This window comes from Telluria sp. ZT3P26 (assembly GCF_059686035.1).
Genome location: NZ_JCASII010000003.1, coordinates 277,055 through 298,266, shown reverse-complemented (window position 1 = coordinate 298,266; position 21,212 = coordinate 277,055). Strand labels below are relative to the sequence as shown.

Here is a 21,212-nt window from a genome sequence, read left to right as displayed (position 1 = left end):
GCCAGGCAGTAAATGAATGCCTCAAATTGGTAACCGGAGTGCCAAGGAATGATTGCGAGGAACGCATGCCCAACGCCGCTCGCCGATTGGCTTAGCGCCAAAGCCTCTCGCCTTCTGGTGCCCATCCGAAGCAGCTTCTTACTCAGCGGCGCTACCCCAAGCCGGATAGGTGGATACCACCGACCGAACCCGCGCATTAATGCTTCTATTCTTTTGCCCATTTTTCCGCTGTTTTCTCTTTCAGAGCCCCTGTTTCCGCGAGGCGCCGTTCGGGCTAGTGCCCACATTTCTTTAAGGCGACCGTTCGAGCCGCGTTGTTCAGTAGTTTTCTCGGCAGTCAGGGGCGCAACAGCCTTGCATCAAATTCGGTCAGGGCCGTGCCCAGGTCGCGCCACTCCTGCAACCGCCCCAGCATAACCAGGACGGTATGCCACGTTAATGACAGTGAGAGAGAATGAACATCACGAGCACGGCTACTGCCCACAATTTCCAGATTCTGTTCATTTGAGACTCCTTTCTTGAGTTCCAACCGGCTTGGTTGTCTCAGGTATAGGGAGCAGTCTCACCAATCTTTCTGTTTCGAAACAATTTCTTACAATTCCTTGAACGAACCCATTTCCCTTTGATGCGGTGAACTACTCTGGCATTGTCGATACACAAGCAGTCTTGGGTCAGGTCGCACAAAAATGGGTCTCGTAGTGCATGAAGCCTTTTAGTTTGGCACGGCACCTCAGGTACTCAACACCGTTCTTCGCCTTCTCTGTTTCAGACTCGCAATAGAACTCCGAAAGCGGCACCATAGAGCCGTCGAACAGCGTGAAGTGCGCGTACAAGTTTGAGTGTGAGCGCGGTACATGCGCCCAATGCTGCCGCCAACAGATCGTGAAGCTCGGGGCCGGTCGCTTCGCCTCCTGCTTCAACCGACGCATCCGACGTCAGGCGATGCGAACCTACCTCGATAATCTGCTGCAGCTTGCCTTCGCCGTGATGCGTGCTGATCTCCATTCGATATCTCCCTGTTCGCTGTGACGTTTCATTCGCGAGCGCAGGACGCCATGCGTGCAAGAACTGCAGTTGCCACCCTTCAGCGCTGCTGGTAGCCGCCGTAAACAGCCACCGGACTCCAGGCCGGCGACACCGGCGGCAATTGCGGATTCAGCGGCGAATAAGGACCGGCGCCGTAGACCACCGTGCCGTTCACCACGGTCAACAGGCTTTCCAGGCGCTTGATGCCTTCCGCCTCCATCGTGAAGTAGTCGTGGGGCAGGACCACGAAGTCGGCGTACTGGCCGCGCCGAATTGTTCCCTTGAGCTTCTCTTCGCCACTCATCCAGGCCGAACCCGTGGTCATCAGTTTCAGGGCCTGATAGCGGCTTGGTACATCCCTCGCCTGCCAGGTCGCCATGCCGCCGGCGGTCTTGCCAGTGGCTGCCCAATACAGAGACGGCCAGGGGTTATAGCTCGACACCCGTGTGCCATCGGTGCCCAGGCCGACCGGGATCTTCATGTCCAGCATCTTGCGAATCGGCGGCATCTGGCGCGTCTGCGCGCCATAGCGCTTCCAGTAGCTCTCGCCCTGGAAGTGCATGCGGTCCTGGACCGCGATGCCCCCGCCCAGCTTCTTGATGCGCGCCAGTTGGGCATCGGTGACAGTTTCCGCGTGGTCGACAATGAAGCGCAGCCCGTTCAGCGGTGTTTTTGCGTTGACCCTCTCGATCACCGCCAGGTCGCGGTCGATGCTTTCGCCGTAGGTGGCGTGCAGCCGGAACGGCCAGCGCTTCTGCACCAGCAGGCTGACCACCTGCTCCAGCTCGTCCTCCATGTGGGTTGGCAGGTCGGGACGTGGTTCCAGGAAGTTTTCGAAGTCGGCCGCGCTGGCGACCAGGTTCTCGCCCGCACCTTCCGCCGAGAAGCCATTCGGATAGAACATGTGGTCGTTCTTCTTCGGGTGGGTCATGCCGATCCAGCGCTGGAAGTCTTCCAGTTCCTTGCCAGGACGCTGAGCAAACAGGTAGTAGGCGGTGCGCACGGTGAGCTTGCCCTCGCGCGCCAGCCCGATCGTCACGCCATAGTCGTCCGGGTAGTTCTGGAAGCCACCGCCGGCGTCGATGACGCTGGTCACGCCCAGCCTGTTGAGTTCGCGGTAGTAGTGCAGCGTGGAATTGACCTGGTCTTCGCGGCTGAGCTTGTTGGTCTTGGCCAGCGTCGAGTACAGGATCAGCGCATTCGGCTTGGCGATTAGGCGCCCTGTCGGATTGCCGTTGGCGTCCAGCTCCACCACGCCATCCTTGTACGTCGTCTCGCTGGTGTAGCCGAGCGTCTCGATGCCTTTCCTGTTCAGGAAGCCCAAGCCGTACAGGTAGAGAACGAAGACCGGCCGATCCGGTACGGCCGCATTGATCTCCTCCAGCGTCGGCAAGCGCTTTTCGTCGAACTGGTACTCGTTCCAGCCACCCACCACCTTCACCCATTCGCCTTCCGGCGTGCGGGCAGCTTGCTCCTTCAGCATGTCGAGCGCGCGCTTGAGCGAGGTCACGCCGTCCCAGCGCAGCTCCATGTTGTAGTTCAGGCCTTCGCGGATCACATGGGTGTGCGAATCGTTCAGGCCGGGAATCACGGTGCGCCCGCCGGTGTCGATTACCCGGGTCGTGGCGGTCTTGTGCTTCAGCACAGCGGCATTGCTTCCCGTTGCCAGCACCTTGCCGTCCTTGACCGCGACGGCCTGGACGAACTCGCCCTCGCGGACCATGGTGGCAATCTTGCCATTGGTGAGGATCAGATCGGCCTGGGCCTGGGCCGCCGCCGCGGCCAGCAGGCCGGAGGCCAGCAACGCCGCATGGACGCCGGTACGACGGGATGGGATGGTGTGGTTCATGGCGCTTCTTTCGTTGGTATCAAGCGAGATGCATGCTTTTCTTACCATAGCAGCGTAGCAACTGGCCGGCCCCTGTCATTTTGCGGGGGCGGACGGCAGCGCAGTCGGCTCTTCGGGCATCCGGGCCCTGCAAAAACACACGCGCATAGAACTATCGTATGAATGATATGTCAACGCAAGCAGCCATAATCAATCGGCGGCGACCTTCTGCGCCCCGCCCCAGATTGTTCACTCGATGAAAGCACGTCCCATCCCATGAACCAGGTTCCACACACTGCCCTGTCAGTCCGGCCCCTGCGTGATCCACACCCACATGCGGCGTCATCTAGCGCAAGCGCGGTCAGCCGCAAGCCCGATGCGGCCTGGCAGCTGGCGGCAATGGTCACGTCGGTCATGGCCAGCCTGGAACAGGCGGCCTGCGAACTGGCCTCAATCTGCGAAGATGACGCAGCGCCGGCCTGCGCTGCGCTCTGCCTTGCGAGTACCGGGTTTGCGGCAGGCATGCCCTTGCCGGAACTGGCGGGCCGCCTGGCCCAGGCCAGGCGCCGGCCCGCGGGCGCGCAGGACCGGGCGGAACTGGCCGGCCGCGCCGCGCTGGTGGACATTCTGCTGGTCGGCGACGAAGCGGTGGCATCTTCCGCACCCGATGGCGCGATGCTCGAACATCGCTTCGGCCACTGGCTCACCGTCCTGCAAACAGCCTGGTATGCGGATGCGCAAACCCAAGCCATGAACGCCATCGCCCGCGCCCGCGCCCTCGCCGCTGCACCGCAGCCTCCGGCAGAGCGCATGAGTTTTCACCTGTTCGCTGCGCTGACCATGTCGCGCAACATGGACGCTGGTGCCGACTGCAAGCCGGACATCCATTGTGCGGAGCTGCGCCGCATGGCCTGGCTGCACCCGGCCAACGCCGCCAGCTTTTCCCTGCTGGCAGATGCAGCGCACGCGCGGCACAACGGCGAGGTCCTGGCCGCCTTGCGCGGTTATGAGGCGGCGGCCGACGCGGCCACCGGCCAGGGGCGGCACTGGATGGCTGCCCTGGCCTGGGAAGAAGCGGCGCACCTGGCCCAGGCTAGCGGCCTGGGCTCGGTCACCGGTCACTTCCGGCAGGCCGCGCTTACCAGCTACGGCCACTGGGGAGCCCACGGCCGGCGTGCCTGCCTGCGGTCACGGTGGGGCCTGGTGGAGTCCGGCCACGCGGGCGAATCGCCCAGCTTGCCGACGGAGGCGCATGCGGTTCAAGCGGCCGGCCTCGGTGAACTCGGCTTGTCGATCGCGCACGAGGTCAACCAGCCGCTGGCGGCAATTTCGCTGCACGCCGCGGCGGCCAGGAAATGGCTGCGCAAGGCTGAGCCGGACATTGACCGCGCCCTTTCATCGATCGCCCTGATCAGCGACGCCGGGCGGCACGCCGGCGAGATCGTGCGCAGCATGCAGCGGCTCGCGGCGCACCGAAATAACGATATGGGGCAGGTGAAGGTCGACCAGACCGCGCGCGACGTTCTCCAGCTCCTGCAGCGCCGCATGCGCAAGGAAGGCATCGACGTGAAGGCTGCGCTGGGCCTGGGCGAGACGACGATTCACGCCAATGCCACCCAGCTGCAGCAGGTCATGACCAACCTGCTCGTGAATGCGATCGAGGCGTTGACCGGCTCCAGCGCACCGGCCGGACCGAAACAAATCAGTATCGCCACGCGCCCGCATGGCAGCCACGAGGTGGAAGTGCGCATCAGCGACAACGGCCCCGGCGTCCCCTTGCACCACCGCGAGCGCGTGTTCGGTAGTCTGTTCACCACCAAGCCCGGCAGTACCGGCCTGGGACTGGCAATCTGCCTGGCCATCGTGCGCGCACACGGGGGGCGGATCGCCTACGAGACGGGTCAGCCCCGCGGTGCCTGTTTCCGCTTCATTGTTCCCATGCACCCAGGCCGGCTTGACCTGGGCTGAAAGCCGCGCCAGACTGTGATTCGTTTTACAGCTTGCCCACATCGACATGGACACATGAACCATCCCGACCAGCCGATCCGCGTGATGATCGCCGACGACCACCCCATGATGCGCGACGGGATTGCCGCCACCCTGCGCGCCCAGGGCGGCATGGACATCGTCAGCCTGGCCAGCAATGGCGCCGAAGCCATCGCCCAGTTCGCTCGCCACCGGCCGGACGTGACGCTGATGGACCTGCAAATGCCGGTCAAGGATGGGCTCGAGGCGATTGTGGCGATTCGCGCCTTGCATCCCGATGCACGCATCATTGTGCTGACGACCTTCAGCGGTGACGCGCGCGTGATCGCCGCACTGAAGGCGGGTGCCACCGGCTATCTGCTCAAGGACGTGACCGCGGCCGAACTCGCTCATACGGTACGCCACGTCTACCAGGGCGCGAGCGTCATCGCGAAGGTGGCCCAGGATGAGGTTGATGGCCACTTCCCTGCCGACAAGCTGTCTGCGCGCGAACTCGAGGTGCTGCGTCTTGCTGCCAACGGCAATTCCAACCGCATGATCGGCGCCATCCTCACCATCAGCGAACCCACCGTCAAGAGCCACATGAGCACCGTGCTCGTCAAGCTGGGCGCGAGCGACCGCACCCACGCGGTGACCCTGGCCATCAAGCGCGGCTACATCACCCTGTAGCGCCCGTCCGCCTTGCACGCAGTGCGACCCCGTCATTCGGCAGGGTCGCGCTGCGCGGCGCCGCCGTAGGATAGACGTTACGGACCTTGCAGCCATGGTCCGCCGCTCTTCACCACCACGGCATCGATCGACCATGAAAACACGACTTCTCCCGGCAGGCATGCTCGCCATGCTTCCCTTTTGCATTGGCTCGGCCGCCCGGGCCCAGTCCGACACGGTCCAGATGTACGGGCGCCTCAATCTCGGCGTGGAATCGGCGCATGCCGGCCGCTCGCTCCCTGCCGCATCGCGCCTGACGCGGCTGGCGAACTACCGCTCGGTGATCGGACTGCGCGGCAACGCCCCGCTTGGCGAGGGACTGCATCTGATCTGGCAGGTCGAGGGCGCGGTTGCGCCCGACACCGGCGCCGGCGCCCTCGCCTCGCGCAACACGCGGGTCGGCCTCGAAGGCCGCTGGGGTACCCTGTTTGCCGGCAACTGGACCACGCCCTACAATGCCTCGACCGCCGATCTCGATCCCTTCTACGTGACGACGGCAGGCTACATGAGCATCATGGGCAACGGCGCTGCACCCAGCAGCGACAACCTTTCCGATATCAGTTCCTTCGATCGCCGCCAGCAGAACAGTCTGCACTACTGGACGCCGGCCTGGCGGGGCCTGTCGCTACGCCTGGCCCACGGCTTCAGCGAGGAGCGTCCCGCTGGCGGCGCCCGCCCGGCGCTGGACTCGGCAGCCCTGCTGCTTGAGCGCGGGCCGCTGTACGTGGCACTGGCCCATGAACGCCATCGCGATTACCACGGGCCGGGCCGCGATGACCGTGGCACCAGGCTGGCGCTGGCCTATCGCGTCGGCCCGACGCGCCTGGCGCTGGTCGGCGAACGCCTGGATTACCGCACCAAGAGCGGCGCGCTGCGACGCGACGCCTGGTACATGTCCGCGACCCGGCAGGTTGGCCAGCATACCCTGAGCCTGGGCGTGGCAAAAGCGCAGGACGGCAAGGGCACCGCGAGTGAACGGATCGGCTGCATCAGCGCAGGACCTGGCACCGGCGCGGTCCACGCCACCATCGGCTATGAGCTGGCCCTGTCGCGTCGCACCACCATGTTCGCCTTCCACACGCGGCTGCACAACGATGATCGCGGGGCCGTCGACTTTGCCATCAACGGACTGGATCCGGTCGCAGGCGCCCACCTGCGCGGCACCGCGCTCGGCATCAGGCACGCATTTTGAACCCGTACTAGCGGCTGCGCGCCCTTGCGATTTGGAGCCGCTCGGCATAGCGCACCAGGTCGGGCAAGGAGCGCGCGCCCATTTTGTCCATCACCTTGCGCTTGTGGGTCTTGGCCATGATTTCGCTCACGCCCAGGGCGTCGGCCACCTGCTTGTTCAGCAGGCCTCCGATGACCAGCTCCATGGTTTCGCGCTCGCGTGGGGTCAGGCTCGACAGGCGCTGGCGCAGTTGCGCCGTTTCCCGGCGCGCCGCCAGGTTCGCCTCGTCGGTGCGCAGGCCGTCACGCACCGCGCGCAGCAGTTCGTCCGGCGCGACCGGCTTGGTGAGAAATTCGATGGCGCCGGCCTTCATCGCCTGCACCGTCAGCGGAATCGACCCGAACCCGGTCATGAATATGATGGGCATGTCGCTGCCCTGGCGCGCCATTTCAGCGGCGACCTCCAGGCCGCCCAGCTCGGGCATCTTCATGTCGCAGACCAGGCAGGCCGCCGTATCCGGGCGCGCTGCCCCGATGAACGCCGCACCGGCCGCAAACCCGCGCGCCTCGAAACCCTCGGCCGCGAGCAGGTTCAGGATCGATGCGCGCACCGCATCGTCGTCATCCACCACGAATACCATTGACGCCGTCATGGCGAATCTCCTTTGATGTCGGCCGTCAACGGCAGGATGAAGACCAAGTGACAGCCATGCGGTGCGCGCGGCTGCGCCCGGATGGTGCCACCATGGGCTTCGATGATCGATCGGCATACTGCCAGGCCCATGCCGATCGCCCCGGGCTTGGTGCTGACAAACGGCTCGAACATGGCTTCCAGCCCTGCCTCGCAGCCGCCAACGCCGTTGTCCGACACCTGGACCTCGACGCCGTCGCGGACGCAGAAGGTCGCCACCTGCAGGATTCGTTCACGGCCCGTGGTGGCGGCCATCGCCTCGATCGCATTGCCCAGCAGGTTGGCCAGTACCTGCTGCAACTGTACCGCGTCGACCTCGATGCGGTCCGGATCGGCTGCCAGGTCGAGCATCACCCTGATTTCATGGCGTTCCAATTCGCCGCGCGCGAGCGCGAGGGCATCCCGTATCATCGCATGCAAGTGGGCCGGGTGGAACACGGGGCTTTGGTGTCCCAGCGCCTGCAGGGTCTGGATGATCCTGCCGGCGCGCTGGCTCTGGCCGACGATGTCGTGCAGCAGGCCGCCCAGCTTCTCGAGTGCCGGTGTGTCGCGCTGCAGCCAGCGCAGGCCGGCGCCTGCGTTGCTCGAGATCGACATCAGCGGCTGGTTCACCTCGTGCGCGATCGCAGCCGTCAGCTGGCCCACCGTAGTCAGCCTGGCGCCGCGCACCAGGTCCTCCTGGGCCCGCCGCAGCGAAGCTTCCTCCGCTTTCCGGCGCGTGACGTCGCTGACCGTACCGACGTAGATGTCGGTCTCGTTGTCGGCCATCGGCTGCCCGATGACGGACAGGTGGCGGACTTCCCCCTTGGCCCCCGTGATCCGGTGCTCGAAACGAAACGCCTTGCGGGCGGCGGCGGCCTCGCCCAGCAGGTGCGCGGCGTCGGCGCGGTCGCCCGGATGGATGCGCGCCATCAAGGCGTCAAAGGCGATCCACGTCACCTCCGGATCGAGGCCGAAGATGCGGCGGAACTCGGGGGAACAGTTGACCACGCCGTCCTCGATTTCCCAGGTCCAGCTCCCGCTCTGGTTGATCCCTTCCCCCAGCAGCAGGGTCGCGCGGCTTTCCCGCAAGGCGCGCTCGGCCTGGCGCCGCTCGCGGTTTTCCTGCAGAAGCTCGGCATACAGGTTCGCATTCTCAAGGGACACGGCCGCCTGCGCTGCCAGCAGCGACAGCAACTGGGTATGCTCGCCGGTGAAGCCGCTGGACGACAGGCGGTTCTCGAGATACAGCATGCCGACCAGTTGCGATCGCTTGATCATGGGAATCGCGATTGCAGCGCAGCGCGGGTGAGTGCGCAGGTAGGGATCGAGCGCATGGCCGGGAGGACGCTGGCTGTCGCTGACACTGACCACCGTGCGCGAGCGCAAGGCGGTATGGATGAGCGTGAGTGGAAGATCCAGTTCGCCCGGCGTCGCCTGCGTCATGTCGATGTCGACGCCGTCGGCGCCGAAGCGCGCGCTGGCCTGGACCAGCAGCCGGTCGCCATCGCGCCGCAGGAGCACGCCGCGCTGGGCGCTCGCATATTCCAGTGCAATGCTCATCAAGGCCTTGACCAGCGGCGCCGGGTGGATTTCTTCCGACAGGGCGCGGGTTGCACGAATGACGCCGTCGATGTCACGGATCGCCCCGGTGGCGCCGGGCGGGCCCAAAGGAGCCGCGCCGCCCGACCCCGGACAGGCATCCTCGAGTCGTGCCACCTTGCCGAGTGCGCCCCAGCGGCGGTAGGCCGCGCACGCGGCGCTGGCGTGCGCGCTCGCCGCGGTGGCCATTCCACCATGCCTGGCCAGCCGCGCCGCACATTCGTGCGCGATCCCTTCGATGTGCGCGCTGCCGCCATCCTTCGCCAGCGCCGCCGCGTGTTCGTAGGCCGCAAGCGCGGCCATGGCCTCGCCGCCGCGGTCGAGGACGGCGGCGGCGGCCAACGCGAGCTTGTCGGCAAAGCCGCGCGGGTAGCCGGCGGCCCAGGAGGCAAGCTGCGCGACATGCGCGTCAACACGCGCGCGCGCGACAGCGTCTCCAGCGTCGCCAGCGGCCAGGCCAGGCGCGCGGCACATGACAAGGATGCTGAACAGGTGGTAGTCGGCCTGGTGCAGGTGCGCTGGCGCGGACCATGCGAGCAACCCGGCCTGCTTCAGGCAGAACAGGGCCTGCGCATCATCGCCATCCAGGTAATCGAGCATGCCGATGTAGAGCCAGTGCCAGAAGCGCAGCGTCGACATGGATTCGGCAAAGCCGTTGCCGGGCTGCTCGTGCCGGCACAGCAGCGCCGTTCGCGCGCTGCCGGCCGGTTTGACCGTCCTCAGGCAGTCCACGACATCGCGCTGCACGCACAGGATCGCTTCCACATCCGCGAAGCCGACCTGGGTGACGAAGGCCAGCGCGCGTTCGATTTCCTCGCGCACCGCCTCGAGCCGGTCGCCTCGCGCAAGCAGGATACAGGTCCGATGGCAGGCTTCGAAGCAAGCGATCGTGAAGTCTCCCTGCGCGCGCGCGGCCTCGAAGCCGGCCTGGGCGCAATCGAGCGAAAAGTCCAGCGGCCGGGTCCAGACGCTCGCCTGGTCGAGCGCCAATAGCACTTGCGCCTCGTGCGAAACGTAGCCATGCCGCCCGACCAGCTCGCGCGCCTGCTGCGCATAAGCGAAGCCGTCGTCGAACGCGCGGTAGCGCTCGCATACCACGACGCCGAGCCAGGCGAGCGACACGGTCGATGCCGGCGTCATGCCATGCCGCAGTGTCAGTTCCAGCATGTGGCACAGCTGCATGAACAGCAGGTTCAACGACGTGAAGGCGGCGGGCACCAGCAGGCTGGCCAGCAGCGATACCACGATCCGGGCGTCGGGATCCGTCAGCGGCGCCAGCGTGCGCAGCCCGTCCAGCCGCTCGCGCAGCGCAGCGTAGGCGTTGTCGCAGGCTTGCTCCGACGGTTCCCGGGGAATGGCGATGCCGAATCCGCGCAGGGCGTCGAGCGCGATGTTGCTCGCCTCGTGGTAGCGGCCGCGCCGTACCTCCAGCTCGACCGCGAGGCACTGCACCTGGGCCCGGACGAACCGGTCCGTCACCGCCGCAAGCAGCTTGCGCACCAGCGCAGCGCAGTCGTCCAGCTGGCCGGTCAGGAAGCGGCCATGGGCCAGTTCGAGCTCAATGTCGAGGGCGAGCGCGGCGCCCGGTACGGACGCCGGCACCCGCGTCAGCAGCTCCAGGGCCTGCAGCTGGTAGCTGCAGGCCGCAGCGTAGGCGCAGGCGCGGCGCGCCAGCCGGCCTGCGCGCAACGCCAGCGTTGCCAGTTCGACCGCCTGCGCGGCCGGCACCAGGGCGCCGGCGTGCGCCAGGTGGTCGACCCCATGAAACAAGGTACGGTCCTGGCCGTCCAGCCGCGCGCGCGCCAGCAGCACGACGGCTGCCGCGTAGTGCAGCCGGGTGCGGCCGGACGGCTCGAGCATGGCGCAGGCCGCCTCCTGCAGGCGGTCATGCGTGAAGACGTAGATTTCGCCGCGCCGTGCCAGCACATCGGCGCGCAAGGCTGGCGCGAGCCTTTCGGCAAGCGCCTCCGACCCGGCGCCGGAGACTTCGCACAGCAGGGCCAGGTCGGCCGTCCGTCCCAGCACAGCGATCGTGCCGAGCAGTTCATGCAGTTGCTGTGGCAGCTGGATCAGGTCCTGCAGGGCCAGGCCCAGCATATTGTCCGTGAAGGGGCGCCGCCATATCCCGTCGAAGTCGAACTGCCAGCCCGTCTCCCCGAAGTGCGCCAGGCCGCCGTCGGTCAACCCCTGCAGGAACTGCCGCACGAAATACGGGTGCCCGCCCGTTTTGTGATGCACCAGGCCGCCAAGCTGTTCCAGCTGCGGCTGCGCGCCCTCGAAGGTATCGGCCAGCATCTGCCCCAGTTCTGCCAATGACAGGGGCTCGACTGCCAGCTCGCGGTAGTAGGCGGCGCGCTCGGCCAGGCGCCGGCCCATGCCGGCGGCCTCTCCAGGGGTACTGCCGGCACGCGAGCGGGTCCCGATCAGGAGCATCACCGGCACCCCGGCGGCCAACCCGACCACCTGCTCGAGCAGCGTGGCCGCGGCGGGGTCGAGCCAATGGGCGTTATCGACCACGATGACAAGCGGGCGCTCTGCGCTGGCGAAGGCACGCAACAGCTGGAGGACTGCCGCCGCCAACCGGCCGCCTCCATCCAGGGACGCCTGGGGCGGTTGCCGCGTCGCCGCTTCCAGCAACAGGGCGAGTTCCGGCACCAGCGCAAGCGTCAGCTCGGGATCCGTCACAGCGGCGCCGATGCGGCCACGCCAGTGCGCCACCGCGGCCTCGCTCTGCCCGAGGATGTCCGTTACCAGCGCGCGCATCCCGTCCACCAGTGCCGCATAGGGTGCGTCTCCGCCGTATTGGTCGGCCCGGGCGCTGATCACCGTCGCATCGCACAGGGAGGGGTCGGCCAGGAAACGCGCCAGCAGCGCCGACTTGCCGATGCCCGAGGGGCCGTGCACGACCGACACCCCGAAGGTGCGCTCGCTGCGCACCCGGCGGAAGTCCGCTGCCAGCTGCGCAAGCTGCCACTCCCGGCCATACAATCCGGCCAGGTCGTGCGCGGCAGGCGGATCGGGCGACGCCGTCATCCGGGCCGCTTGCGGGTGCTGAGGGCACATTCGATGTGCTCGAACAGCAGGTCGGGATCGACCGGTTTGCGCAGCAGCGCGATGGCACCAGCGCGGGCCGCGCGCAGTTCCATGTCAAGGTCGCTGTGACCGCTCAGGAACAGCAAGGGAATGGCCAGGCCCAGGGCGGCGAAGCGCTCCTGGGTCGTGAAGCCGTTGATGCCGCGCAGCTTGACGTCGAGCAGGACAAGGTCGATGTCAGGCAAGTGTGGCGATGCGAGGAAGCTTTCGCCGGACTCGAACAGGAGTGTCGCGTAGCCGTCCGCCTGCAGCAGGTTGGCCATGGCCTGGCGTACTGCGGCGTCGTCGTCGACCACGCAGATGCGCGCCGGTGCTGCATCGTCACTCGCTTGCTGGTTCATGCCGTTGCCCGTCCCGCCTCACGCACGTGGCTCGCCTGTCGTCGGCGCATCAGCGCGGCCCGTGGGCGTTCCAGCGTCGGTGGCGCTGGCGGGAATGCCGGTGATCTGGGCCACGCAATGCGTGCGCAGCCAGCTCGCCGTGATCGGTTCCCTGGCGAGCATGCGCTTGACCAGCGGGACCGACTGTTCGCCAACCAGCATGCCGAGCAGGCCGACCAGGGCAACAACCGGCGGCGCTGGTGAGCGCACCTGCAGCAACGCATAAATCAGGCCGACCAGCAGGCCGGCCGCCAACGCCACGACATAGATTTTCATGGGATGCTCCATAAAAGAACGGCAAGGCTGCACGGCGCCGCCGTGCCGGCCCTGCCGGATTGCCGTGCTGACGGATTATTTGGCTGGCACCGGTGCCAGCGTTTCGTGGCTGCCGGTGATGCGCTGCGGCGCCTTGTGCACCATCGTGTAGGCGTAATCCACGCCCATGCCGTAGGCACCGGAATGCTCACGCACGATCGCCATCACGTCATTGTAGGTGTCGCGGTGCGCCCAGTCGCGCTGCCACTCGAGCAGCACCTGCTGCCAGGTGACCGGCACGGCGCCGGCCTGCACCATGCGCAGCATCGCGAAGTCGTGGGCGTCCTTCGAGGTGCCACCCGACGCGTCGGCCACCATGTAGATTTCATACTCGCCTTCCAGCATGGCGCACAGGGCGAACGTGGTGTTGCAGACTTCAGTCCACAAGCCGGCGACGATCACCTTTTTCCGGCCGTTGCTGGCCAGGGCGTCGCGCACCTTCTGGTCGTCCCACGAGTTCATCGATGAGCGTTCGAGGATGTCCTTGCCCGGGAAGATGTCCAGCAGCTCCGGGTAGGTATGGCCGGAGAAGCTCTCGGTCTCCACCGTGGTGATGATGGTCGGGATATTGAAGGCCCTGGCGGCCTTGGCCAGCCCGACCACGTTGTTCTTCAGGACCTGGCGGTCGATCGACTGCACGCCGAAGGCCATCTGCGGCTGGTGATCGATGAAGATCAGCTGGGAGTTTTGCGGGGTCAGGACTTCGAGTTTCGGGTTGGGCATGATGTTCTCCATGTCGTTGCTGGGGCGGCTCATCGTGGTGTGGGCCGCAATGGTGGTAATCGTAAGACGCGGCTTCCCCTGGAACCAGTATCCAAAGGTATACCTGCCTTACGGTGGGGGCGCCCGCTCCCGCACCGGCATTGCCGACGTTTCGGTCGCCATCAGGCCGAGCAGGATCAGGACGGGGAGTACCAGCGCGGCAAAGCCGAACCGGTGGAACGCGAAGGCCGCGACGACGCAGCCGATGGCGAACGCCGCCAGGGGCCAGATAAACTTGGCGCACCTGCCTTTCAAGCCTGGATCGTTGGCCCCGCGGGCGGCGTCTGTCAGGTCGATGACGATCTGGGTAACGTTCCCGGTCATCATGGAAGTCGGTGCCAGATGCGTCAGCAGCAGACGGCTGGTGGCGCTGTGCGCCCCCATCCCTGCGGTGCCCAGCAGGCCCGCCGCCATCGCCAGCCACCCGGCGTGCCCGCCAATCGGGGTGGCCGCGATGCCGCAGGCCATGAAGCTCGACAGCAGCACAACCTGCAGCAGCAAGGCCGGCCGCAGCGCGGCCCCGCCGCGCCGCTCGACCGCGACGATCAGCAGGCGCGCCATGACGACGCCGACGATGAAGGCGGGGAACGCCAGGAACTTCAACAGCACCATCTCGCGGCCAGGGTCGGCCAGCGCGGCGCCGATCATGATGAAATTGCCGGTCACGTGAGCGGTGAACAGGCCAAACAGGGCGAGAAAGCCCAGCGTGTCGACATAGCCGGCCAGGAAGCCGAGCGCCAAACCCTGCGTGCGGTGGTGTGTTGGTTCGCTCATGCGACTCTCCAGGTTGGGTGGTGGATGGACGGCAATCGATCCTTCACCGGCCACCGCTGCCCGACATCGTAGGCAGCCGGGGGACGTCGCGCCCATCCCATTTGGCCAGTTTTACGACCTGCCCCTCCTATCCATTGGTATAGCTAGACCGTCATGCCGGCCACGCCGACAATGCGGCCATCAGACTACGGACAGCGGAGCATCCAGCATGGACAAGTCCCCAATTTCACTGGTCATCGCCGACGACCACCCCCTCATCCTGGCCGGTCTTGCCAGCCTGATCGAATCCGAGCCGGACCTGGCGCTGCTTGGCCAGGGCACCAGCGCGGCCGAGGCGGTTGCGCTGTATGAGCGCCTGCGCCCGGACGTGATGCTGGTCGACCTGAACATGCCGGGCGGCGGCCTCGAGGCCATCATCGCGACCCGCAGGATGCATCCGGACGCGAAGATCGTGATGCTCACCAGTTACGAAGGCGATGAGAACGTGCACCGCGCACTGCAGGCGGGGGCGGCGGGTTACCTGCTCAAGCAGGCCGGCTTCGAGGAAATCGTGCGCTGCGTGCGCCAGGTCGTGGAACAGCGCCGCTACCTGCCAGCCCTGCTGGCGGACAAGCTGGCGCTGCGCATCCACACCAGCCCGCTGTCGCGGCGCGAGCTGGACATCCTGGCTCACTTGAGCGCGGGCAAGAGCAACAAACTGATCGCACGCGACGCGGGGATTGGCGTGGGCACCGTGAAATACCACGTCAACAACATCCTGTCGAAGCTGAACGTCTCGTGCCGCACCGAGGCTGCATCCGTGGCGCAGCAACGCGGCCTGCTGCAAGCCTTCTAGACTATCCAGGAACAGGGACCACCCATCATGAACCAATCCACCAGCACCGCCGCCCAGAGCGCCCCACTGATCCTGTTCAACGGCTGCTTCCACACGGTCGACCGCCAGAATCCCCAGGCCAGCGCAGTGGCGATTCAGGACGGCAGATTCCTGGCCGTCGGCGATACCGACGAGGTGATGCGTCATCGCCAGCCGGACAGCCAGGTGATCGACCTCAATGGCCGCACCGTGATTCCCGGCCTGAACGACTCGCACATCCACCTGATCCGCGGTGGACTGAACTACAACCTGGAGCTGCGCTGGGAAGGCGTGCCCTCGCTTGCCGACGCGCTGCGCATGCTCAAGGCGCAGGCCGAGCGTACCCCGCATCCCCAGTGGGTACGCGTGGTGGGCGGCTGGAACGAGTTCCAGTTTTCCGAGAAGCGCATGCCGACCATCGAAGAGATCAACCGCGCCGCGCCGGACACGCCGGTGTTTGTGTTGCACCTGTACGACCGCGCCCTGCTCAACCGCGCCGCCCTGCGCGCGGTAGGCTACGACAAGGACACGCCGAATCCGCCTGGCGGCGAAATCGTGCGCGACGCGGCCGGCAACCCGACCGGCATGCTGATCGCGCGCCCGAACGCGATGATTCTGTACGCCACCCTGGCCAAGGGCCCGACCCTGCCGCTTGATCAGCAGGTCAATTCGACCCGCCAGTTCATGCGCGAACTGAACCGCCTGGGCGTGACCAGCGTGATCGATGCCGGCGGCGGCTTCCAGAACTACCCCGAAGATTATGCGGTCGTCGATGCGCTGGCCAAAGATGAGCAGCTGACGGTGCGCATCGCCTACAACCTGTTCACCCAGAACAAGGGCCAGGAGCTGGGCGACTTCGAACGCTGGACCACGCTGGTCAAGCCGGGCGACGGCAGCGATTTCTACCGCCACAACGGCGCCGGCGAGATGCTGGTATTTTCGGCCGCGGACTTCGAAGATTTTCTGCAGCCGCGCCCGGACCTGGCCGAAGGCATGGAGGCCGAACTCGAGAAGGTGGTGCGCCACCTGGTGCAGCAGCGCTGGCCGTTCCGCCTGCACGCCACCTACGACGAATCGATCTCGCGCATGCTGGACGTGTTCGAGAAAGTCGACCGCGACATCCCCTTCGCCGGCTTGCCCTGGTTCTTCGACCATGCCGAGACCATCACCCCGCGCAACATCGACCGCGTCAAGGCCCTGGGCGGCGGCATTGCGATCCAACACCGCATGGCCTTCCAGGGAGAATTCTTCGTCGAGCGCTACGGCGCTGACGCGGCCAAGGCCACGCCGCCCATCACCCGCATGCTGGAGGCCGGCGTGCCGGTCGGCGCCGGTACCGACGCCACCCGCGTGGCCAGCTACAACCCGTGGACCGCGCTGTACTGGCTGGTATCAGGCCGCACTGTCGGAGGCCTGCGCCTCTACGACGCGGCGCAGCGCCTGCCGCGCGAGACCGCGCTCGCGCTGTGGACCAGCGGCAGCGCATGGTTCTCGAGCGAGACCGGCAAGAAAGGCTGCCTCCGCGAGGGCATGCTGGCCGACCTCGCGGTACTCTCCAGCGATTTTTTCCGCGTGGAGGAAGAATCGATCAAGGACATCGAGTCGGTGCTGACTGTGGTCGGCGGCAAGATCGTCTACGGCCAGGCTGAATTCAGTTCAATTGCGCCGCCGCCGATTCCCGTGCTGCCCGACTGGTCGCCCGTGAACACCGTGCCGGGCCACCACCGGAAAGCGCAGCCGGTGGCCGGCCTGCCCCACCAGTGCCGCGGTGCCTGCGGCGTGCATGCTCACGCCCACGACCGGGCGCGCAGATCAAACGTGCCGGTGTCGGACTTCGCCGGATTCTGGGGCGCCTTCGGCTGCAGCTGCTTCGCCTTCTGAGTGTTTTTACCGCCAACCCGGCGCCGCCGGCATCGCGCCATCCTCCTGAAAGGAAACATCATGAGCCACACCATCAACACCGTGACCACCCACGACGGCACCATCATCTACTTCACGGACTGGGGCCACGGCACCCCGGTGGTCTTCAGCCACGGCTGGCCGCTGAACGGCGACGCCTGGGAAAACCAGATGATGTTCCTGGCCGAGCACGGCTACCGCGTGATCGCCCACGACCGCCGCGGCCATGGGCGCTCGAGCAAGGCCTGGCACGGCAACGACATGAACACGTACGCCGACGACCTGGCGGCACTGCTCGAAACGCTCGACATCACGGGCGCCACCCTGGTCGGCCACTCCACCGGCGGCGGCGAAGTGGCGCGCTACATCGGACGCCATGGCACCAGCCGTGTCGCCAAGGCGGTGCTGGTGGGCGCGGTCACGCCCCAGATGATCGTCTCGGCTGCCAATCCGGACGGCGTGCCGATGTCGGTGTTCGACGGCATCCGCGACGGCGTCAAGACCGACCGTGCCCAGTACTTCCTTGATCTGGCGGTGCCGTTCTTCGGCTTCAACCGTCCCGGCGCCAAGACCTCCGACGGCCAGCTGCAGACCTTCCTGATCCAGGGACTGCAGTGCAGCCTGAAAAGCGCCTACGCCTGCATCAAGCAGTTCTCCGAGACCGATTTCACGGAAGACCTGAAGAAAATGACGGTGCCGACCCTGGTGGTGCACGGTGACGACGACCAGATCGTGCCGCTGGCCAGCACCGCGCGCCGCGCCGTCGAGCTGCTGCCGCAGGGCCGCCTGTCGGTGTATGAGGGCGCAGGTCATGCGCTGCCGGTGACCCACAAGGACCAGCTGAACGCCGAACTACTGGCGTTCCTGCGCAGCTGATATGCCTGGCGCTCCCGCCTGAGGCGGGAGCGCTGAGCGTCAACCACATCGGGCGTCGACCGCTGCAGTCGTGCGGGCCCTACTCGCCACTGGCTCTTTCGTCTCGCTTGATTTAGTATCCCATTCACTTCAGGTCAGACAATCTCAACGCAAATTGGTTACAAGCGCATTCATTTCACCCGGCGCATGGCTGCGCGCCGTACCCTTCATATTGGCCGTCGCCATGCTTGCGCCGTCCGTTGCGGCGGTCGAGACGCGCTCGCCTGCGCCGAACCTGCGCAACTACCACCACACGCGCTGGACCGCCGAGGAAGGCGCGCCCCAAGCGATCCGCGCAATGGCGCAGACCTCTGATGGCTGGCTCTGGCTCGGCACCATGGACGGTTTGTACCGTTTCGACGGCGTGCAGTTCGCACGCTATCCGCTTCCGCCCGGCCTGGGCCTGAACCGCAACATGATCCGCTATCTGCACGCTGGCAGCCGGGGTGAGTTGTACATTGGCCGGGCCGCCGAAGGCATGTCGGTGCTGCATCCCGATGGCCGTATGCAGGACTTGCCACCAGCGCCCGGGCCGGGCGCCATGATCGACATCCTGTCGGCCGATGCCGATGGCAGCGTGTGGATGGTCAGCAAGGGCGTGTATCGCCTCGAAGGAAATCGCTGGCTGGCCATCCAGTCTGGCGCGGACTGGGACGCACTGGACGTGCGTGGCTTCCTCCTGGATGGGCAAGGCCAGCTCTGGATCAGCAGGGATAACAGTATCTGGCGACTCGACCGGCAGACCCGCCGCTTCGTGCGCGTTCTGGACACAGGCGGCGACCTGCTGCGCGCGCCCGACGGCAGGCTGTGGCTGATGTCCGGCGACGGCGAGATGCGCTCGTTGCCGGCCGGCGCCCCGCCCGGGCGTCGTACTGGCCCGCGCTCCCCGGAGGCGCTCGGCACCGGTCAATTCTCCGACGACGGCGCCCTGTGGGTGCTCGACTGTCCCGGGCCGCCGTGCGTGGTGCCAGGCGCTGCTCGCCATGCCGCTACCGGATACAAGGTGGGGCGGCCAAGCGGCGCGCCCGCCGACGCGACGATCCGGATGTCAGGAAAAACCCTGACCTCGATTTTGGTGGATCGCGAAGGCGCGACCTGGGTCACGTCTGAAGGCGGCATCGACCGGTTTCGCCCGAAGCGGGTGGTTCCCACCGAACTGGAAGGCGAAGGCGTTGTCTACAGCACGGTGGCCGATGGCGCTGGACGGATGTGGGCCGCGAATGCAGTCACGGGCAAGATGTGGCAGCTGCTGCCCGAGCGCGCAGTGCCAGTGGCGCCTCGGCATCCGGTCACGGTACTGGGCCGGGACCCTACCGGGGCCCTGCTGCTGGGCGGAAAACGCAGCATCTGGCGTCATGATGCCGATGGCACGGCGGAGATACCACTGCCCCTGGGGGCAGACGGAAAGCCGATGGACCGGCGGCTGTTCGGTATCCTGGACGACGGCAAGGTGTTGTGGACAGCAGCAGCCGATATCGGATTGATCGGCTGGCAAGATGGGAAATGGCAGCCTGGCAGGAAGTTCAATCTGCCGCCCAAGATTTACCAGTCGGCCCTGGCCGGGCCCGGGCAGATGTGGCTGGCTACCGGAAACGGCGAGCTGTTCCATTACGACCTCGCGACCGATGCCACCCGCCCGCCCATCGATATCCGTGCCATTGGGATGACTGCGGCGATTTTTCCGGAGACGGACCTCGTGCTCAGTGGGGACAACGGCACCGGTGTCGTACAGGGCGGCACCCTGCGCATGCTGGCCGCTGCTGACCCGAGCATCCTGCGCAATGTTTCAGGCTTTGTCGTCACAGCCGACGGCGACCGCTGGCTGAACGGCGCCGCTGGACTGGTCCATGTGACAGCGGCCAACTGGAAGCGCAGCATCGACAATCCCGATCTGCCGCTGAATTATGACGTCTTCGATGCCCTGGACGGCTATCCCGGCCGCGCCGTCATCGAAAGTCGCTGGCGCAGCGCATGGACGGTGGACGGCCGCACGCTCTGGCTGGTGGCGACCGGGGGCGTGATGCGGGTCGACAGCGCGAACCTGAAGCGTAACCACGTTGCGCCGACACCATTGATCTTGTCCCTGTCGAGCGACAAGGCCGTGTTCACCCCCGGATCGCCCGGCTGGAACGCGGCGATCCTGCCAGCGGGTACAGAACGTTTGCGCGTCGACTTCACCGCGCCCTCGCTGCGCATGCCGGAGCGTGTGCGTTTCGCCTATCTGTTGGAAGGGATCGATTCGGGGTGGCAAGATGCCGGCACGCGCCGCACGACGTCGTACACCAATGTGAAGCCGGGGAACTATGTGTTCCGCCTGCACGCCATCAACGAAGACGGCGTGCGCAGCGCGACACAGGCAGTGCTGCGCTTTACGGTTGAACCGACCCTGTGGCAGACAACGTGGTTCAGACTGTTCGGTCTGGCGCTGATCGGTGTCCTGCTGTTTCTGGCCTATCGCTACCGCGTGCGCTATCTGACGCGGCGCGTGGCCGAGCGCATGCACGTGAAGATGGCCGAGCGCGAACGCATTGCACGCACCTTGCACGATACCTTCCTGCAGACGGTCCAGAGCCTGGTGTTCCGTGTGGATGCGATCGCCGCGGGCTTGCCCAAGGACGCGGGGGCGCGCGGCGAGATCGAACAAGTGCTCGGCCATGCCCGGCGGGCGCTCGGCGAGGGGCGCGAACAATTGCAAGAACTGCGTTCAGTCGGCAGCGAACAACCCGAGGACCTGCTGGAGGACAGCATTGCCGCGTTGCGGGAAGCACATCCGGGCATTGCTATCGCCCTGCGCACCAGCGGCCTTCGGCGCCGCCTTGCCGTCGGGACCGGTGCAGAGGTGGCCGCCATCGCCCGGGAAGCGCTGCACAACGCCTGCGTCCATGCCGTCGCGTCCCATGTTGAAGCACGCCTGGAGTACCAGCCCGAGCGTCTGGTACTGACCATCAGCGACGATGGACGGGGCATCGACGCAGCGGTGTTGCACAAGGGCGCCGCCGACGGCCGCTGGGGCCTGGTCGGCATGCGCGAGCGTGCCGATCGCATCGGCGGCATGCTGGAACTCGAATCGGGCAGCGACGCAGGCGCAGGCGCTGTCGTCAGGCTGACCGTTCCCGCCGTGCGGGCCTATGCCGGTTAGCGACCGGCCACCGGGATTGCCCGTATCGTTCGGCCAGTCCCGAGGGCCTGGCCTTCTGGCCGGGTTCAGGCAGGGCACGATTCTTTAGACTG

Annotated in this window: 15 protein-coding genes; 7 read left to right on the top strand and 8 right to left on the bottom strand. The window is 66.3% G+C overall.

Going from position 1 to position 21,212, the window contains the following annotated elements; genetic code table 11:
- Positions 1 to 765 precede the first annotated feature (765 nt).
- Both AC56LN_RS12040 and AC56LN_RS12035 read right to left on the bottom strand, forming a co-directional pair.
- The gene (locus AC56LN_RS12040; protein WP_499571958.1) at positions 766 to 1,005 is read right to left on the bottom strand and encodes an OsmC family protein; all 240 of its coding nucleotides are present in this window, start codon (positions 1,003 to 1,005) and stop codon (positions 766 to 768) included.
- A gap of 79 nt (positions 1,006 to 1,084) precedes the next feature.
- The gene (locus AC56LN_RS12035) at positions 1,085 to 2,875 is read right to left on the bottom strand and encodes an amidohydrolase (protein ID WP_499571957.1); all 1,791 of its coding nucleotides are present in this window, start codon (positions 2,873 to 2,875) and stop codon (positions 1,085 to 1,087) included.
- 255 nt (positions 2,876 to 3,130) lie between these two features.
- Here AC56LN_RS12035 and AC56LN_RS12030 point away from each other — a divergent pair, with 255 nt between their 5' ends.
- From AC56LN_RS12030 to AC56LN_RS12020, 3 genes are all read left to right on the top strand, one after another.
- Positions 3,131 to 4,822: an ATP-binding protein gene (locus AC56LN_RS12030; protein WP_499571954.1), complete on the top strand. Its 1,692-nt coding sequence runs from the start codon at positions 3,131 to 3,133 to the stop codon at positions 4,820 to 4,822.
- 54 nt (positions 4,823 to 4,876) lie between these two features.
- Entirely contained in the window at positions 4,877 to 5,509 is a 633-nt protein-coding gene (locus AC56LN_RS12025) for a response regulator transcription factor (RefSeq protein WP_499571953.1), read from the top strand.
- A 133-nt stretch (positions 5,510 to 5,642) separates the two neighbouring features.
- Positions 5,643 to 6,740 (top strand): porin, encoded by a 1,098-nt coding sequence (locus AC56LN_RS12020; RefSeq protein ID WP_499571951.1) that lies wholly within the window; start codon positions 5,643 to 5,645, stop codon positions 6,738 to 6,740.
- A gap of 7 nt (positions 6,741 to 6,747) precedes the next feature.
- Here the strand turns inward: AC56LN_RS12020 and AC56LN_RS12015 are convergent, their stop codons facing one another.
- The 6 genes from AC56LN_RS12015 to AC56LN_RS11990 all read right to left on the bottom strand — a co-directional run bounded on the left by AC56LN_RS12015 (position 6,748) and on the right by AC56LN_RS11990 (position 14,314).
- Positions 6,748 to 7,371 carry a response regulator transcription factor gene (locus AC56LN_RS12015; protein WP_499571949.1) on the bottom strand — a complete coding sequence of 208 codons (624 nt, stop codon included), beginning with the start codon at positions 7,369 to 7,371 and terminating at the stop codon, positions 6,748 to 6,750.
- The gene (locus tag AC56LN_RS12010) at positions 7,368 to 12,023 is read right to left on the bottom strand and encodes a trifunctional serine/threonine-protein kinase/ATP-binding protein/sensor histidine kinase (protein WP_499571948.1); all 4,656 of its coding nucleotides are present in this window, start codon (positions 12,021 to 12,023) and stop codon (positions 7,368 to 7,370) included. Before AC56LN_RS12010 ends, AC56LN_RS12015 begins: the two co-directional genes overlap by 4 nt.
- Positions 12,020 to 12,424 (bottom strand): response regulator transcription factor, encoded by a 405-nt coding sequence (locus AC56LN_RS12005; RefSeq protein ID WP_499571946.1) that lies wholly within the window; start codon positions 12,422 to 12,424, stop codon positions 12,020 to 12,022. The genes AC56LN_RS12010 and AC56LN_RS12005 overlap by 4 nt, the downstream gene beginning before the upstream one ends.
- Positions 12,425 to 12,442: 18 nt before the next feature.
- Positions 12,443 to 12,739 carry a XapX domain-containing protein gene (locus AC56LN_RS12000; RefSeq protein WP_499571945.1) on the bottom strand — a complete coding sequence of 99 codons (297 nt, stop codon included), beginning with the start codon at positions 12,737 to 12,739 and terminating at the stop codon, positions 12,443 to 12,445.
- Between the two features lie 75 nt (positions 12,740 to 12,814).
- Positions 12,815 to 13,501 carry a hydrolase gene (locus tag AC56LN_RS11995; RefSeq protein ID WP_499571943.1) on the bottom strand — a complete coding sequence of 229 codons (687 nt, stop codon included), beginning with the start codon at positions 13,499 to 13,501 and terminating at the stop codon, positions 12,815 to 12,817.
- Positions 13,502 to 13,609: 108 nt separating this feature from the next.
- Positions 13,610 to 14,314 carry a YoaK family protein gene (locus tag AC56LN_RS11990; RefSeq protein WP_499571942.1) on the bottom strand — a complete coding sequence of 235 codons (705 nt, stop codon included), beginning with the start codon at positions 14,312 to 14,314 and terminating at the stop codon, positions 13,610 to 13,612.
- 208 nt (positions 14,315 to 14,522) lie between these two features.
- On the opposite strand from AC56LN_RS11990, the gene AC56LN_RS11985 reads away from it, so the two are divergent.
- From AC56LN_RS11985 to AC56LN_RS11970, 4 genes are all read left to right on the top strand, one after another.
- Positions 14,523 to 15,149 carry a response regulator gene (locus tag AC56LN_RS11985; RefSeq protein ID WP_499571940.1) on the top strand — a complete coding sequence of 209 codons (627 nt, stop codon included), beginning with the start codon at positions 14,523 to 14,525 and terminating at the stop codon, positions 15,147 to 15,149.
- 27 nt (positions 15,150 to 15,176) lie between these two features.
- Positions 15,177 to 17,048 carry an amidohydrolase gene (locus tag AC56LN_RS11980; protein ID WP_499571938.1) on the top strand — a complete coding sequence of 624 codons (1,872 nt, stop codon included), beginning with the start codon at positions 15,177 to 15,179 and terminating at the stop codon, positions 17,046 to 17,048.
- 60 nt (positions 17,049 to 17,108) lie between these two features.
- Positions 17,109 to 17,942, top strand: coding sequence for an alpha/beta fold hydrolase (locus AC56LN_RS11975; protein WP_499571936.1), 834 nt, complete (start codon positions 17,109 to 17,111; stop codon positions 17,940 to 17,942).
- 223 nt (positions 17,943 to 18,165) lie between these two features.
- Positions 18,166 to 21,120, top strand: a complete 2,955-nt coding sequence (locus tag AC56LN_RS11970) for a sensor histidine kinase (protein ID WP_499571935.1) — start codon at positions 18,166 to 18,168, stop codon at positions 21,118 to 21,120.
- Positions 21,121 to 21,212 lie beyond the last annotated feature (92 nt).

Excerpts from the sequence above, each read along its gene's own strand:
- AC56LN_RS12005 (WP_499571946.1), bottom strand. The coding sequence starts at position 12,424 with ATGAACCAGCAAGCGAGTGACGATGCAGCACCGGCGCGCATCTGCGTG.
- AC56LN_RS11995 (WP_499571943.1), bottom strand. The coding sequence starts at position 13,501 with ATGCCCAACCCGAAACTCGAAGTCCTGACCCCGCAAAACTCCCAGCTG.
- AC56LN_RS12035 (WP_499571957.1), bottom strand. The coding sequence starts at position 2,875 with ATGAACCACACCATCCCATCCCGTCGTACCGGCGTCCATGCGGCGTTG.
- AC56LN_RS12040 (WP_499571958.1), bottom strand. The coding sequence starts at position 1,005 with ATGGAGATCAGCACGCATCACGGCGAAGGCAAGCTGCAGCAGATTATC.
- AC56LN_RS11970 (WP_499571935.1), top strand. The coding sequence starts at position 18,166 with ATGCTTGCGCCGTCCGTTGCGGCGGTCGAGACGCGCTCGCCTGCGCCG.
- AC56LN_RS12025 (WP_499571953.1), top strand. The coding sequence starts at position 4,877 with ATGAACCATCCCGACCAGCCGATCCGCGTGATGATCGCCGACGACCAC.
- AC56LN_RS12030 (WP_499571954.1), top strand. The coding sequence starts at position 3,131 with ATGAACCAGGTTCCACACACTGCCCTGTCAGTCCGGCCCCTGCGTGAT.
- AC56LN_RS11985 (WP_499571940.1), top strand. The coding sequence starts at position 14,523 with ATGGACAAGTCCCCAATTTCACTGGTCATCGCCGACGACCACCCCCTC.
- AC56LN_RS12010 (WP_499571948.1), bottom strand. The coding sequence starts at position 12,023 with ATGACGGCGTCGCCCGATCCGCCTGCCGCGCACGACCTGGCCGGATTG.
- AC56LN_RS12015 (WP_499571949.1), bottom strand. The coding sequence starts at position 7,371 with ATGACGGCGTCAATGGTATTCGTGGTGGATGACGACGATGCGGTGCGC.
- AC56LN_RS12000 (WP_499571945.1), bottom strand. The coding sequence starts at position 12,739 with ATGAAAATCTATGTCGTGGCGTTGGCGGCCGGCCTGCTGGTCGGCCTG.
- AC56LN_RS11975 (WP_499571936.1), top strand. The coding sequence starts at position 17,109 with ATGAGCCACACCATCAACACCGTGACCACCCACGACGGCACCATCATC.
- AC56LN_RS11980 (WP_499571938.1), top strand. The coding sequence starts at position 15,177 with ATGAACCAATCCACCAGCACCGCCGCCCAGAGCGCCCCACTGATCCTG.
- AC56LN_RS11990 (WP_499571942.1), bottom strand. The coding sequence starts at position 14,314 with ATGAGCGAACCAACACACCACCGCACGCAGGGTTTGGCGCTCGGCTTC.
- AC56LN_RS12020 (WP_499571951.1), top strand. The coding sequence starts at position 5,643 with ATGAAAACACGACTTCTCCCGGCAGGCATGCTCGCCATGCTTCCCTTT.